The sequence below is a fragment of the Burkholderia sp. AcTa6-5 genome, assembly GCF_017815075.1.
Lineage (GTDB): Bacteria > Pseudomonadota > Gammaproteobacteria > Burkholderiales > Burkholderiaceae > Burkholderia > Burkholderia sola.
The window spans coordinates 214918-229926 of the sequence record NZ_JAGIQE010000011.1 but is presented as its reverse complement, the minus strand read 5'-3'; the positions used below and the strand labels follow the sequence as shown (position 1 = coordinate 229926).

Here is a 15009-nt window from a genome sequence, read left to right as displayed (position 1 = left end):
ATCAAGCGTCGGGCCTACGGGTACCGCGACGAGGAATACTTCTTCCTCAAGATCCGCGCCGCGTTCCCCGGTAATCCTCGATGAACCACAAAAAAGGCCGTGCACGTGGCACGGCCTCGATCCGGATCCGCTGGCTCGCCGACACGGCCCGGCGGCGATGACCGCGCCGCCAGGCTGCATCGCGCCATGCTTGCATCAAACCTCAGCCGGCTCCCCCAGCGCCCCGGCATCGCGATCCGCCACGCGCCGAGGCGAATCGGCGAGCCCCTTCGCGAGCTCCAGCGCTTGCCGTTCGAACAGCCGGCGATAGATGCCGCCGTCGATGCGGATCAGCGCGTCGTGGTTGCCTTCCTCGATCACCTTGCCGCGATCGAGCACCAGCAGCCGGTCGAGCGCGCGCACGGTCGACAGCCGGTGCGCGACCACGAGCGTCGTGCGGCCGACCATCAGCCGCTCCATCGCCTGCTGGATCAGCAGCTCGCTTTCGCTGTCGAGGCTCGACGTCGCTTCGTCGAGGATCAGGATCGGCGCATCGGCGAGGAACGCGCGCGCGATCGCGACGCGCTGGCGCTCGCCGCCCGACAGCTTGATCCCGCGTTCGCCGACGAGCGTGTCATAGCCGTCCGGCAGCGCGGCGATGAAGTCGTGCGCACTCGCCAGACGCGCGGCGCGCTCGATGTCGGCGCGGCTCGCATCGGGGCGCGCATACGCGATGTTCTCCGCGAGCGTGCGGTGGAACAGCACGGGCTCCTGCTGGACGATCGCGATCTGGCTGCGCAGCGAATCCTGCCGCACCTGCGCGATGTCCTGGCCGTCGATCGTGATGCGGCCGCCCGACACGTCGTACAGGCGCTGGATCAGCTTGATGAACGTCGTCTTGCCCGACCCCGAATGGCCGACGAGGCCCACGCGTTCGCCGGGCGCGATCCGCATCGAGAAATCGTCGTACAGCGGCACCGGATGGTTGCCGTAGCGGAACGTCACGTGCTCGAAGCGGATCTCGCCTTGCCCGATCCGGATCGCCGGCGCGCCGGGGCGATCGTCGATGCCAAGCGGCTGCCGTTCGAGCGCGACGAGCTCTTCCATGTCGTTCACCGAGCGCTGCAGGTTGCGGATGTGCATGCCGACGTCGCGCAGGTAACCCTGCAGCATGAAGAACATCGTCAGCGCGAACGCGATGTCGCCGACGCTCGCCTCGTCGTTCATCCACAGCCGCAGCGCGACGCCGATCATCGCGGCCTGCATCGCGACGAGCATCGCGCCTTGCAGCCCGCCGTTGAACGTGCCACGCACCCACGTGCGGCGCGTGCGCTGCCGCCATTTGCCGATCACGCGAGCGAGCCGCGCTTCCTCGCGCGTTTCCGCGCCGAACGCCTTGACGACCGCGTTGCAACTCACGGCGTCGGCCAGCGCGCCGCCCATGCGCGTGTCCCACAGGTTGCCGAGCCGGGCGGCCGGCGCGACGATGCCGAGCGACACGGCGACCGTCACCGAGATGTACAGCAGCGAACCCGCGCCGACGACGAACCCCATCACCGGCCAGTGCGTGCCGAGCAGCACGGTCGCGCCGACGAGCATCGTGACCGACGGCAGCAGCGCGATCAGCACGGTGTCGTTGAGCAGGTCGAGCGCCCAGATCCCGCGCGTGATCTTGCGCACGGTCGAGCCCGCGAAGCTGTTCGCGTGCCAGTCGGTCGAGAAGCGCTGCACGCGGTGGAACGACGCGGCGGCGATCTCGCTCATCATCTTCAGCGTGAGCGTGATGATGTTCAGGTAGACGCCCTGGCGCAGCACCGTCGCGCCGATGCCGAGCGCGGCGAGCGTGCCGAACGCGACGAGGGCCGAATGCCACGCGGCGGCGCGGTCGGTGAGGCCGGTCGACAGCGCGTCGACGAGGCGGCCGGCGAACAGCGGCGTGAGGACGTCGGCGAGCGCGGCGAGCAGCGCGAGGCTCGCGACCGTGGCGATGCGCGCCGGCTGCTTGCGCCAGTAACGGATGGTGAAGCCGAAGACGGCCTGGAATGCGTGGCCGCCCAGATGGGAGCTTTTTCTGGTCATGTATTGTTGCCCGGCGCATCGCGCGACGGGACTTTCCGGTTCGGAGAACGTCGAAAACGCAACAGCCGGGCCGCGCGACACACGCGGGGTGGAACGAAACGGGCTGTCGGGAAAAGCGCGGCTGACGGGTTAGCGGAAAACTCGGAAGCCGGCGCGGACGGCGGGCTGGATCAGCTGCGCCGCGAGACCACGTTCGGGAAGGTTGCTGGCATTCGGAACATCTGCACCTCCCTGAAGTGAACGGTTGAATGAAAGGACGCCGAAAAGACGTGCAGCGATTTTATCAGGACAGTCGCGCGCGCCGCAACGTCTGACGAATACGGCGTTGCTGCGTCGATACGGTGAGTATTCCGGGTTTTGGCCCCTTTTCGCGTACGTTGCGCGATGGCGGGTGCGGAGCCGGCGCGCGCATCGATTACACTTCCGCGTCCGCGGCGCGCGACGACGCGCGGCCGCCCGGATTCACTCCGAACCATTCCCGAGGATACGATGAGCGACGTTCAGCAAGGCATCCTGGCTCCGATCGATACGGTAGCCCGATACCTCACTTTCACGATGTCGAACGACGGCAATATCGCCGCGGCGCTGGCCGCGCTGCGCGAGATCGTCGACGGACGCGACACGGTGGTCGGTTTCGGACACGCGCTGGCCGCCTGGCTCGGGCACCCGGTGCCGGGCCTGACCGACTATCCGGCGTTCTCGGTGAACGACCGTACGCTGCCGATGACGCCGGCCGACGTGTGGGTCTGGCTGCGCTCGGACGACCGCGGCGAGATCGTGCTGCGCGCGCGGGCGATCGAACGCGCGCTCGCGCCGGCGTTCGCGCTGCAGGAGGCCGTCGATGGCTTCCGCTATTCGAACGATCGCGACCTGTCCGGCTACGAGGACGGCACCGAGAACCCGGAAGGCGACGACGCGGTGGCCGCGGCGATCGTCACGGGGCAGGGCGCGGGGCTCGACGGCTCGAGTTTCGTCGCGGTGCAGCAGTGGGTGCACGACTTCGACCAGATGGAGCGCATTCCGTCGGGCGACATGGACCACATCATCGGGCGTCGCCGTTCGGACAACGAGGAACTCGACGACGCGCCCGAATTCGCGCACGTGAAGCGCACCGCGCAGGAAAGCTTCGCGCCCGAGGCGTTCATGCTGCGCCGTTCGTCGCCGTGGTCGGACACGCGCCGGGCGGGCCTGTACTTCGTCGCGTTCGGCTGCTCGTTCCGCGCATTCGACGTGCAGATGCGCCGGATGAGCGGCGCGGAAGACGGGATCGTCGACGGCCTGTTCCGCTTCACGCGGCCGCTGACGGGCGCGTATTTCTGGTGCCCGCCGATGAAGGACGGCAAGCTGGACCTCGCCGCGCTCGGACTGTAAGCGCCGGGCGGGATCGACGAACGGGCGGGTCGCGCCGGAATGCGCGGCCCGCCCGTTTCGTTTTTCAAGCTTTCAAGCGGCAGTGCGTGCGGACTGCCGCGTGCGTCAGTTCAGCGTCGTGTCGATCCGCGTGCCGCGCTTGATGAACTGCGTCACCGGGGTTTTCTCGCAGATTTCCGCGAGACGCTGGCGCTGCGCGTCGTCGAGCGGGCCGTCGAGCGTCACGACGCGGCGCACGTACTGCACGCCTTCGCGATCGGCATGCAGCTCGGTGCGCACCGCGATGCGCGCGGCCGGCCACGTCTTGCGCTGCATGTACATACGCAGCGTCGCCGCCGTGCATTGCGCGAGCCCGGCCAGCACGAACTCGTACGGCGCCGGCCCGCGATCCTGGCCGCCTTCGCGCGGCGCTTCGTCGCCGGTCAGCGCATGCGTGCCGGCCTGCAACTGGACGACGTAGTCGGGCGCGTCGGCATCGAGGACGGCGGCGGCGTGGATCAGGGACATGGCAGGTCTCCGGGAAGCAAATAAAGGAAAGCGGGCGCCGCGTGGCGGCGTGCAGCCGTCAGCATACCGTTCCGGCCGCGCGGGCGCGCGCAGCGCGCTACGCGTCGGCGATGCCGGCGCTGCTGCGCACGCGCGCGGCGATGCGTTCGCACGCGTTCGATGCACGTCGATGCCGTTCGCGTCGATACGCGAGCGTTCGCTTTGCCGATGTAACGCAATCGAACACGCACGTCATTAAGCATGACGGCTGCAATAATCGGCCGCATCGCATACGCGATTCTGTATCGGCATACCAGCGGCATGCGGCAGCCTGTAGTAATCCGCCATCATGCTGTCCCCGTCGGCCATTTCGCGCCAAAGGCGCTACCCGTTCGGCTAAGATGCCGTCGCTTCATATTTCGGGATAGCCGTCCTGTCGCACGCATTCAAACCAAATATAAGCCTGACAGTTCGACGGTATTAGAAGAAGTCGAACAAGTCGGGGGCTTGGCCAGTGAATGCAGCAGATCAGCGGTGGGTCATTATCTATTTGAGTACGGGGTTTTCGTTGGCCCAGGCCGCGCGTCTCGGCGAGGCCTTCAACCTGGCGAATCGCCTGCATGGGTACGGCGTGGATTACCAGCTCAAGTACGTATCCGAAAGCGGAGGACTGTTGCAGTCGTCGTCCGGCGTGAGAATCGCGGCCGATCCGCTCGGCGACGAACACAGCCGCCGCGCGCTCGCGTTCTTTCATCTTCATGGCGACCGCGCGGCCGTCAACTGGGACGACGCATTGCAACGGCGCCTGGCCGACATTCGCCAGCATGCGCGCTGGATCGTCGACGCGATGGACCTGCCCGCGCTCGCCGCCACGCAGCGGCCGTCGTCGATCGACGCGCGGCCGGGCAGCGCCCGGCGCCGCGCCGCCACGACCATCGAATCGCGGGCCGGCGAGACCGACGTGTTTGCCGCCGCGCTCGACATGTTCCGTGCGGACCTCGGCGATGGCGCCGCGCGGGAGATCGCCAGCAACATGGCGCGGCCGGTCGAGCAGCGCTATGTTCAGTCGATGTGGGCGTTCCGCGAACTGAGCGCGAGCCCGTCGATCCGGATGTCCGCGCAGCGGCTGCGCGCGCAGAGCGTGAACCGCATCTCGATCGCGAACGCCGCGCAGGCGGCCGCGATGAGCGAGCGCAATTTCCTGCGGCGCTTCAAGAAGGAAATCGGCGTGACGCCGACCGAGTTCGTCCAGCACGTGCGGCTCGAACGGGCGTGCCACATGCTGATCCATACGACGCTGCCGGCCGACAAGGTCGCGCGGCGCACCGGGTTCGGCAGCGGCGAGCGGCTCGCGAAGCTGTTTCGCCAGCGCCTGCTGATGTCGCCGACCGAATTTCGCGTCGCCGAGCGGGAAAAAATCCTCGCGCACGACGCGGCGTCGCCCGACCCGGATGACGGGCCGGCCGCTGCGTGCTGCGTCGGCGAGGGGGCGGAATGCGACGCGTGCGCGACCGCGCGCGGGAAAACGGGACGGATACCCGTAGAATCGTCGTGTCGCGACCTCGATTCCCGGTTTCCATGCCCTTCCTCCCCTCTACCGCCACCGCCCCTTTCTGCCCGTCGGAAGTAAAGGGCAGCATCACGATCGACGCGGCCGCGCCGCGCTGGCAGAAGCTCAAGCGTTTCTTCGGCCCCGGCCTGCTGGTCGCGATCGGCTACATGGATCCCGGCAACTGGGCGACCGATATCCAGGCGGGCTCGCAGTTCGGCTATTCGCTGCTGTGGGTCGTCGCGTTCTCGAGCCTCGCGGCGATCTTCCTGCAGATGCTCGCGGCGCGGCTCGGCCTCGTCGCGGGCAAGGATCTCGCGCAGGCCAGCTACGACCGCTACGGCCGGTTCGGCCGCGTCGTGCAGTGGATCACCGCCGAAGTGTCGATCATCGCGTGCGACATCGCGGAAGTGCTCGGCTGCGCGCTCGCGTTCAAGCTGCTGCTCGGCGTGCCGCTCGCGTGGGGCGTCGTGCTCACCGCGCTCGACACGGTGATCGTGCTCGGCCTGCAGGGCAAGGGGTTCCGGCAGATCGAGGCGATCGTGCTCGGGCTGATCGCGACGATGGCGTTCTGCTTCGTCGCGCAGGTGGCGATCACGCCGCCCGACTGGCACGCGGTGATCGGCGGGCTCGTGCCGGGCGACCCGGGCCGCGATCGCAAGGACGCGATCGTGCTCGCGCTCGGCATCGTCGGCGCGACGATCATGCCGCACAACCTGTATCTGCATTCGTCGGTCGTGCAGACGCGGCATGTGGTCGGCGGCGCGCGCGGCGTGATCCGCGACACGCTGGGCCTCGTGCGCATCGATACCTGCGTGTCGCTGTTCGTCGCGATGCTGGTCAACGCGGCGATCCTCGTCGTCGCGGGCGCCGCGTTTCATGCGACGGGCCAGCACAACGTGACCGACATCGAACAGGCGTACCGGCTGATCACGCCGATCGCCGGCGGCGCGGCCGCGCTGTTGTTCGGCATCGCGCTGCTCGCATCGGGGCAGAGCTCGACGCTGACCGGCACGATCGCCGGTCAGGTCATCATGGACGGCTTCCTGCATACGAAGATCCCGTGCTACCAGCGCCGGCTGATCACGCGCGGGCTCGCGCTCGTGCCGGCGCTGATCGGCGTGCTGTGGCTCGGCGACGGCTCGGTCGGGCAACTGCTCGTCTGGAGCCAGGTGCTGCTGAGCCTGCAGTTGCCGTTCGCGATGTGGCCGCTGATCCGCTCGGTCAGCGACCGCAACACGATGGGCGACCACGCGATCGGCCGCGGGATGCAGGCGGCCGCATGGGCGCTGTTCGCCGTGATCACCGGCACGAACCTGCTGCTGATTACCGGTGTCGCGGGCTGATACAGCCTGTCACAGGCTGACACAGGCGTGCGGCGCGCATGCGGTAAACTGCGGCCTTTCGATCGACCCCGAAGTCCGTTATGTGGAGTGAAATCAGCAATATCGGCGATGCCGCGCTGACCTTGCCGATCGCGCTGACCTGCGCGGCATGGCTCGTGCTGACCGACTGGCGCCTCGCCGTTCGCTGGGGCGTGCTGCTGGCCGCCGGCATGGGCGTCGTCGGCGCGACGAAGATTCTCTATGCCGGATGCGGGATCGAGCTTCCGCAATTCGATTTCCGCGTGATCAGCGGCCATACGATGCTGTCGACGTCCGTGTGGACGGTCGCGCTGTCGATGCTGTGGCAGGCGTTCCGGCCGGGCAGGGCGCCCGGCATCGCGGCCGGGCTGGCCGTCGGCGCGATCACGGCCGTCGCGCGCGTGTTCGATCATTCGCACACCGTGCCGGAAGTCGTCGCCGGCTGGATGCTCGGCGCGCTGGTCGCGCTGGTGTTCCTGCGCGGCTACGACGGCGCGCGGCAGCGCGCATTCTCGCCGCGTGTCGCGGCGGCCTGCCTGCTGCTGGTGTCGGGCATCGCGTACGGGCACCGCGCGCCGTTCCAGCAGATGATCGACACGCATTCGCCGCAGCTCTGCGCGTTCGTGCGCGCGCCGTCGGGCGACCGGTTCTGACCGGTGCCGATGGCGGGTGCGCCGGCGCCGCCTTTCTGCCGCTGGGGTTCGTCCGGCTCATCGATCGGGTGCATTCGCGTACGCTGGCCGTCGTTCAACCGCGGACAGCCTGCCCGGCCGGGCACGCGTGCGTCGCGTTCGTCGCGTTCGTCTCGATATACTCGCGGAAACCGTGTGGCGCGTCGTCATGTCGGCGCACCGGCCATCGGCGCACGTCGGCCGGCAGCGGCACTGAAGGCGCGGAAAGCACGCACACCCCGTCGCAGCAGCGTTCCGCGACGACGATTCAAGACAGGAGCAGACACATGACAATCGTTTCTCCGCGCCTCGCCGGCAAGTGCGCATACATCACGGGCGCCGCGGGCGGCCTCGGCCGGGCGATCGCGCGCCGGATGGTCGAGCAGGGCGCGCGCGTGTTCGTGACCGATATCGCGGAAGCGGCGGTGCTCGACGCGTTCGCGCAGGAGCTCAACGCGGGCCACGCGACGCCGGTCGCGTTCGCCGCGACCCAGGACGTGCGCGACGAAGCGCGCTGGCAGGCGCTGCTCGTGCAGGCGACCGATGCGATGGGCGGCCTGTCGGTGCTCGTCAACAATGCGGGCGTCGGCTCGATCGGCTCGCCCGCGCAAATCGAGCTGGACGAATGGCGCCGCGTGATGGCGATCAACGTCGAGAGCATCGTGCTCGGCTGCAAGCATGCGCTGTCGTATCTGGCCGAGAGCCATCCCGCATCGATCATCAACATTTCGTCGGTCGCCGCGTTCAAGGTCGAACCGGATTTCACCGCGTACAACGCATCGAAGGCGGCGGTCGCGTCGCTGACGAAGTCGGTCGCGATCGATTGCGCGCGCCGCGAGATCGACGTGCGCTGCAATTCGATTCACCCGGCGTTCATCCGCACGGGGATCGTCGAGCCGCTGTTCCAGTCGCTCGGCGAACGCGACGCGACGCGCAAGCTCGCGCGCGGCATTCCGCTGCGCCGGCTCGGCGAGCCGGACGACGTCGCGCATGCGGCCGTGTATCTCGCGTCCGACGAGAGCCGCTTCGTGACGGCCGCCGAACTCGTGATCGACGGCGGCATGTGCGCGGTCTGACGCGCATCCCGAACCACAACGATTGGAGGAGAACAGCATGTCGACACCCGTGAACCGCCAGCTGCTATTGAAGACGCGCCCGGAAGGGCGGGTCGGCCGCGAACATTTTTCGCTCGTCGAGACGCCGGTGCCGGCGCTCGCCGACGGCGAGGTGCTCGTGCGCGTGCTGTATCTGTCGATGGACCCGACCAACCGCGTATGGATGAGCGACGTGCCGCAGTACCTGCCGCCCGTCGCGATCGGCGAGGTGATGCGCGCGCTCGGGATCGGCCGCGTGATCGCGTCGCGTAACGCGGGGTTCGCGGAGGGTGACCTCGTGCAGGGGCTCGTCGGCTGGCAGGACTACGCGGTCGTGCCGGCCGAGCAGGCCGCGCAGCTCGTGAAGCTGCCCGCGCAGTCGGGCCTGCCGCTGCCGACGCTGCTCGGCGCGTGCGGGATGAGCGGGTTGACCGCGTACTACGGGCTGACCGACATCGCGCCGGTGCAGCCGGGCGAAACGCTGGTCGTGTCGGCGGCGGCCGGCTCGGTCGGCTCGATCGCCGGGCAGATCGGCAAGATCCACGGCGCACGGGTGGTCGGCATCGCGGGCGGCGCGGACAAGTGCCGCTACCTGACCGAGACGCTCGGCTTCGACGCGGCCGTCGACTACAAGGCCGACGATTTCCGCCAGCAACTGAAGGCGGCGACGCCGGACGGCGTGCACGTGAACTTCGAGAACGTCGGCGGCGAGGTGATGCGCGCGGTGTTGTCGCGGATGGTGATCGGCGGGCGCGTCGCGCTGTGCGGCGTGATCTCGAACTACAACAGCGGCCGCGCGGCCGACGACGTCGGCGTGCTGATCTCGAAGCGGCTGACGATGCGCGGCTTCCTGATCCTCGACTACCGCAAGAGCCGCGAAGCCGTGCAGACGCTCGCGGGCTGGCTGCGCGACGGCCGGCTCAAGGCCGAGGAAACCGTGGCCGACGGTCTCGAAAACGCGCCCGACGTGCTGAATCGCCTGTTCGACGGCGACCATCGCGGCAAGCTGGTGCTGCGCGTCGATCCGGACGCGTGACGGGCGTGTCCCGCCTGTCGGATCGGGCCGCGGGCGCGTATCGAGCGAGCCAAGTTCGATCAATCCGGCCGCAGTTGCACATGGCTGACGCCGGGCCGCGCGCATCGCGTCGGCCCGTATGGCGGCGTGATGACGGATGCGGCGGATGAAGCAACGGGCGCCGTGGCGCCCGTCGTGATCCCTATCCGTCATCCTTGACCGGCGAGGTCCGCACGCATGCGGATCGCCGGCCGGCCGCGCGTCATTCGCCCTGTTCGGCGCGCGCGTAGATGTCCCAGCTCGCCATGAACAGCGCGGCGACGAGCGGCCCGATCACGAAGCCGTTGATGCCGAACAGCGCCATCCCGCCGAGCGTCGAGATCAGCACGACCCAGTCGGGCATCTTCGTGTCCTTGCCGACGAGGATCGGGCGCAGCAGGTTGTCGACGAGGCCGATCACGCCGACGCAGAACGCGACGAGGATCACGCACTTCCATACCGCGCCGATCATCAGGAAGTAGAGCGCGGCCGGCACCCACACGAGGCTCGCGCCGATCGCGGGCAACAGCGACAGGAACGCCATCAGCGCGCCCCACAGCACGACGCCCTCGATCCCGAGGATCCAGAAGATCAGCCCGCCGAGCGCGCCCTGGACGAGCGCGACCGCGATGTTGCCCTTCACGGTCGCGCGCACGACCGTCGTGAATTTCGCGAGCAGCAGGTTCTTGTGCTCTTCGTCGAGCGGCAGCGCGCGGCGCACGCGGCGGCCGATCTCGCCGCCGTCGCGCAGCAGGAAGAACACCATGTACAGCATCACGCCGAAGCTCACGACGAACTGGAACGTGTTCTGGCCGATGCTGAGCGCCTGGGTGGCCGCGAACTGGCTGATCTGCGCGGCGCCGTCGGTCAGCTTCTTCTGGATGCCCGGGATGTTGGTCAGCCCGTATTTCTGCAGCAGGTTCTGGATCGACGTCGGCAGCGCGTGGATGATGTCATGGAAGTACTGCGAATAATTCGGCTGCGCATCCTTGAGTTCCTGGTACACGTACGCGATTTCCTGTACGAGCGTCGCCGTGACGAACACGAGCGGCAGGATCACGATCAGGATGATCAGCGACATCGTGACGAGCGCGGCCAGATTGCGCCGCTTGCCGAAGCGTGCGGCGAGCCAGCGCTGCACGGGCTGGAACAGGATCGCGAGAATGGTGCCCCAGAAGACGGCGCCGGAGAATGGCGCGAGGATCCAGCAGAGTCCGACGGTGACCGCGAACAGCAGGAAGTAGAAGAATTTTTGGTGATCGTGTCCGCTATCCATGGGTACATTCGCGCAGATTGATGCGTGGTTTGATTGAATCTCGTTGCCCCGCGCGCGATCGGTTCGCGAACGTCAGGTTCGCGGCGCAATGCGCGGCCGGGCGGCCCATGCGGAGTATGCCCGCAAAGGTGCCGCCATCATAGCCGCTGCGTGAGACACATGCGAAAACGCCGCGGCCGGGGCCGCGGCGCTGCCGGGAAGCGAACGCGGCGCGAGGCCGCGTGCCGGATCGTCAGATGTTGAGCTTGGTGACCTTCGTGCCGTTCACCGACAGGTCGCCCATCAGGCCCGCGTTGGTCAGGACCAGCACTTCCACCGGTGCGGTAGCCGTGTTGGAGTCGACCGCGCCGTTCGCGCCGACCTTCACGACCGCGACCGACGCGTCGGCGCCGGCCGACCAGCCGTCCGACTTGCGGAACGAGTCGAGCGCATCCTGCGTCATGAACAGGAACACGACCGCCTTCGATTGCGCGCCGGCCTGCAGGCCGACCGACAGCGACGACGTGTTGTAGTAGCCGACGGTGCTGCCGCCGACGCGCAGCGCGCCGTTGCCGGACTGGGCGCCGACGATGAAGCCGGCTTGCAGCACATTCGGGAACACGAGGACGCCGCGTGCTTTCGAGACCAGGTCGCGCGAGCCGGGCACCGTCGAATACAGGCGCGACAGCGTCGCATTCACGCTGGCGTCGATCGACTCGCGCTTCGACGCGCTGGCCGCGGCGCTATCGGGTTTGCCGGACGTGGTCGTGCAACCGGCGAGGGCGAGGCTGCCGAGCATCACGGCGGCGGCGGCTTTCATGGCGAGGGATTTCTGCATGGCGTTTCTCCTTCGTTGTCTGATGGGTGACGGGCGAGGCGGGCGGCGGTACACGCCGCCCCGTTCAACGGCGGGAAAGGAGCAGGCCCGCAACGAACGCAAGGCCCGCGACGACGCCGGCGGTTTGCCACGGGTTCTCGTGCACGACTTGCGACACGCGTTCGGCCGAATCGCGCAGCCGGGCGGCCGCGCTGCCCGACGCATAGTCGAGCGCGCCGCGTGCTTCATCGAGGCGGGATTGCACGCGCTTGCGCAGTGCGGCGATATCGCCATCGCCATCGTTTTTCAGCAGATCTTCCAGTTCGTCGACTAGCCCGCGCAGATCGTCGGTCACGTCGGCATGCAGATCGCGGGCAGCCGCGCGCGTCGTGCGGCCCACGCGTCGGCCGGTGCGACGGATATCGGACAGCCCGCGGTCCAGCTTGTGTTCGATCGAGTCGGTAAGCGCCATGATGTTTATCCTCCTTTGATTCCAGGCAATTTGAAGATAAGACGAATCGCTGCAACTGATGTGATTCACTTGATCCGATTGAGTTTCGAGACAAATTTTCAATTCGTCGGCAGGATCGCCGGGAAACCCCGTCGCGCGGGGCGGCGCTGCGGTTGAAAAAATTTCGCGCGTCGGGGCGATACAGCGTGTCGAGCAGCGGATCGCAGTGAAGGTGCGGTAAATATGGCGCCGCCACCGGCATCAGGTAAATAGTGCCGTTGCAGGTTGAGCGCTGATGCAAATGCACTACTCGACGCCCGGTCGAGGCGCACGATTCGTGCCTGATGCCGGCTGCGGGCCGGTATCGTTCAGTGCGACGTCGATGACGACGGGATCGTGGTCCGACGAGCGGTAGGCGTCCGGTGCGTAATAAGCCGACCGTCGCGTGCGCGTTTTGTAATCGGGCACGGATTGCAGCGCGACCGGTTCGTCCGCATTGATGTGCCAGAACCGCACGGCCTTCACGCGCGCGGCGAGCGGCGGCGTGGCGAGCGCGTGGTCGAGATTGCCGGCTTCGCCGCGAAATACGTAGCTGTACGCAGTATCGCCGACGAAGTGCGCAACCAGGTTCGCGTAGCCGCGCGCTTCGAGCGTGCGGACCGGGTCTTCCTTTGCATAACTGTTCAGATCGCCGATCAGCAGCACGCCGTCGGCCGCGACGCCCGTCGGCGACGTGGCGAGCCAGTCGGCGACGCGTGCGGCCGCCCGCGTGCGCGCCGCATTCCAGCAGCCCTGGCCGTCCGACTGGTCGAGATCGGCGCCGCTCGCGTGCGGGCAGTTCTTCGACTTCAGGTGATTGACCGCGACCGTGAACGCACGCGTGCCGCCGATGCGCCGGAATGTCTGCGCGAGCGGCGGGCGGTGCCGGCCGCCGAGCGAGACGGTGGCGGCGCGCCCGACCGGCTCGATCGTGCGGCTGTCGTACAGCAGCGCGACCGCGATCGCGTCGCGGCCCAGGCGCGCGGTGCCGGGATCGACCGCGCGCCAGCCGTCGCCGAGTTGCGCGGCGAGCCGACGGATGGCGCTCGCGTCGCCGTGGCCGTTGTTCGCGATTTCCATCAGCCCGATCACGTCGGCGCGCAGCGCGCGCAACGCCGCGACGATCTTCGCTTCCTGCCGCGCGAACGCGGCGGGCGTTTTCGCGCCGCGGTTGGCCGGCGCGTCGAATCCGCCGCCACGGCCGTCGCCGTTGAAATAGTTGAAGACGTTGAACGACACGATGCGCACGTCGGCATCGGGATGCCGGGCCGGCGCCGCGGTGCGCGGGTTCGCGGCGGCATTGAATACGGGCGCCGCGCCGGCCACCGGTTGCAGCCGCCATGTACCGTAGCGCAACTCGAGCACGCCTTCGACGCCGCGTACCGTGTAGCCCGCGCGCAGCGTGTTGGCGGCGTTCAGCGCGGGCGGCGGATAGCGGACGGTCGCCGGGTCGCGGCGGTTCGAACCGTCGTCGAGCACGAGGCGATTCAATGCGTTGGCCGCTGCCTGCGCGGCAGCGTCGGCCGGCGGCGCGACCTGGGTCGGCACGCGCAGCCGGCCGTTGCTCAGCACGATGCTGCCGTAGCGGCCGAGTTCGTAGGTATCGCTGACCGTCAGCGTTTGCGGCAGGCGTACGCGCATGGCTTCGTGCGCGGCGAGGACGGCGGGCGACGCAACCGGCAGCGCGAGCGCGGCCGGCGTGACCGTCTGCCCGCGTGCGCAGACGGCCACGCGGCCCGACAGCGTGAGCTGCGTCCGGCCGTATTTCTCGTCGACCTTGCCGGTCAGACGCACGAGATCGCCGGGTTCTGCGCGCGCATTCGGTGCGTAGACGAACAGGCCTTCCGGAACGCCCGGCCGGTGTTGCCGTTGCGCGTCGGCCTGCTGGACGAAGAAGCCGCCGAGGCCGTCGGCGCCGCCGAACGCCGCGGTGACGACCGCTTCGATCGACGTCGTTTGCCCGGCGAGCCGCGACGGACCGCCGGTGCGGCGGATCTCGGCGATCGCCGTGGCGGGGCCGCCGCAACCGCTGCCGACCGGCAGCGCGGCGGGGGTCGACCGCGCGCAGAAGGCCACGGACAGCACGGCGGACAACACGAGGAACAGCGCGACGGCAAGCAGGGGGAGCGGGCGTGACATGGGAAGGTCCACAGGATGAAAATCCGACAGTTCGGGACCGCATCTTGAAGGCAAAATGTCAGGCTGCGGCCGAAATGGCCGTTCGGCCATTGCCGGTTGGCCAACGATGCGGCAAGCCGCCCCGCGGCTGTTACGCTTTCGCACCGGGCGTCGTGTGCCGCTCGTCCGCTGCATGTCGCCGCACCCCGTTCCCACAGGAGAAATCCATGTCTTACATGCTGTTGATTGTCGAACCGACCGAGCAGCGCGCCGAGCGCACGCTCGACGAAGGCCAGGCGCTCTATGCGCGGATGGTCGATTTCGCCGAGTCGCTGAAGGCGCGCGGCGTGCTGCGCGGCGTCGAGTCGCTGGAACGGTCCGAGCGCGGCACGCGCGTGCAGGTGCGCGACGGCGAGACGCGTCTGCTCGACGGGCCGTTCGCGGAGGCGAAGGAGATGGTCGGCGGCTTCTTCCTCGTCGACGTCGACACGCGCGACGAAGCGATCGAAATCGCGCGCCAGTGCCCGGCCGCGCAATGGTGCACGGTCGAGGTGCGCGCGGTCGGCCCGTGCTTTCTGTGAGCGTCGCGACTCGGTATTTACCCTGATTTGTCGTGGCGCGTGTCGATCCGGCCGTCTTCCGCCCGTCGTCCGGGTAAGGCGCCACGGAACGGGCGCCGCTT

At 68.4% G+C, this 15009-nt stretch carries 13 protein-coding genes and 1 pseudogene; 8 read left to right on the top strand and 6 right to left on the bottom strand.

Features of this window, described 5'->3' with window-relative positions; genetic code table 11:
• Positions 1 to 195: 195 nt before the first annotated feature.
• Complete coding sequence (locus J8I33_RS17335) at positions 196 to 2058, bottom strand: ABC transporter ATP-binding protein (RefSeq protein ID WP_209938310.1); 1863 nt, start codon at positions 2056 to 2058, stop codon at positions 196 to 198.
• Positions 2059 to 2547: 489 nt separating this feature from the next.
• Here J8I33_RS17335 and J8I33_RS17330 point away from each other — a divergent pair, with 489 nt between their 5' ends.
• Positions 2548 to 3429 (top strand): Dyp-type peroxidase, encoded by an 882-nt coding sequence (locus J8I33_RS17330; protein WP_209938308.1) that lies wholly within the window; start codon positions 2548 to 2550, stop codon positions 3427 to 3429.
• Between the two features lie 105 nt (positions 3430 to 3534).
• Here J8I33_RS17330 and J8I33_RS17325 read toward each other — a convergent pair whose 3' ends face one another.
• Positions 3535 to 3936, bottom strand: a complete 402-nt coding sequence (locus J8I33_RS17325; RefSeq protein ID WP_069618571.1) for an OsmC family protein — start codon at positions 3934 to 3936, stop codon at positions 3535 to 3537.
• 547 nt (positions 3937 to 4483) lie between these two features.
• Between J8I33_RS17325 and J8I33_RS17320 the strand changes: the two genes are divergently transcribed.
• The 6 genes and pseudogenes from J8I33_RS17320 to J8I33_RS34505 form a co-directional block, all read left to right on the top strand.
• Positions 4484 to 5545: a helix-turn-helix domain-containing protein gene (locus tag J8I33_RS17320; protein ID WP_209924737.1), complete on the top strand. Its 1062-nt coding sequence runs from the start codon at positions 4484 to 4486 to the stop codon at positions 5543 to 5545.
• Positions 5494 to 6810, top strand: a complete 1317-nt coding sequence (locus J8I33_RS17315; RefSeq protein WP_209938306.1) for an Nramp family divalent metal transporter — start codon at positions 5494 to 5496, stop codon at positions 6808 to 6810. Before J8I33_RS17320 ends, J8I33_RS17315 begins: the two co-directional genes overlap by 52 nt.
• A gap of 80 nt (positions 6811 to 6890) precedes the next feature.
• The gene (locus J8I33_RS17310) at positions 6891 to 7481 is read left to right on the top strand and encodes a phosphatase PAP2 family protein (protein WP_050017370.1); all 591 of its coding nucleotides are present in this window, start codon (positions 6891 to 6893) and stop codon (positions 7479 to 7481) included.
• A 305-nt stretch (positions 7482 to 7786) separates the two neighbouring features.
• Positions 7787 to 8575, top strand: a complete 789-nt coding sequence (locus tag J8I33_RS17305; RefSeq protein WP_050017369.1) for an SDR family oxidoreductase — start codon at positions 7787 to 7789, stop codon at positions 8573 to 8575.
• Between the two features lie 37 nt (positions 8576 to 8612).
• Positions 8613 to 9629, top strand: a complete 1017-nt coding sequence (locus tag J8I33_RS17300; protein WP_124553944.1) for an NADP-dependent oxidoreductase — start codon at positions 8613 to 8615, stop codon at positions 9627 to 9629.
• An 84-nt stretch (positions 9630 to 9713) separates the two neighbouring features.
• A pseudogene (locus tag J8I33_RS34505) lies at positions 9714 to 9827 on the top strand (thioesterase); the annotation flags it as partial.
• A gap of 43 nt (positions 9828 to 9870) precedes the next feature.
• Here the strand turns inward: J8I33_RS34505 and J8I33_RS17295 are convergent.
• The 4 genes from J8I33_RS17295 to J8I33_RS17280 form a co-directional block, all read right to left on the bottom strand.
• Positions 9871 to 10923: an AI-2E family transporter gene (locus J8I33_RS17295; protein ID WP_050017367.1), complete on the bottom strand. Its 1053-nt coding sequence runs from the start codon at positions 10921 to 10923 to the stop codon at positions 9871 to 9873.
• A 232-nt stretch (positions 10924 to 11155) separates the two neighbouring features.
• Positions 11156 to 11740, bottom strand: coding sequence for a YSC84-related protein (locus J8I33_RS17290; protein ID WP_050017366.1), 585 nt, complete (start codon positions 11738 to 11740; stop codon positions 11156 to 11158).
• Positions 11741 to 11804: 64 nt separating this feature from the next.
• Positions 11805 to 12191, bottom strand: a complete 387-nt coding sequence (locus J8I33_RS17285; RefSeq protein WP_011548207.1) for a DUF883 family protein — start codon at positions 12189 to 12191, stop codon at positions 11805 to 11807.
• Between the two features lie 285 nt (positions 12192 to 12476).
• Positions 12477 to 14348: an ExeM/NucH family extracellular endonuclease gene (locus J8I33_RS17280; RefSeq protein WP_209938305.1), complete on the bottom strand. Its 1872-nt coding sequence runs from the start codon at positions 14346 to 14348 to the stop codon at positions 12477 to 12479.
• 206 nt (positions 14349 to 14554) lie between these two features.
• Here J8I33_RS17280 and J8I33_RS17275 point away from each other — a divergent pair, with 206 nt between their 5' ends.
• Complete coding sequence (locus J8I33_RS17275) at positions 14555 to 14908, top strand: YciI family protein (RefSeq protein WP_209938299.1); 354 nt, start codon at positions 14555 to 14557, stop codon at positions 14906 to 14908.
• Positions 14909 to 15009: the final 101 nt, after the last annotated feature.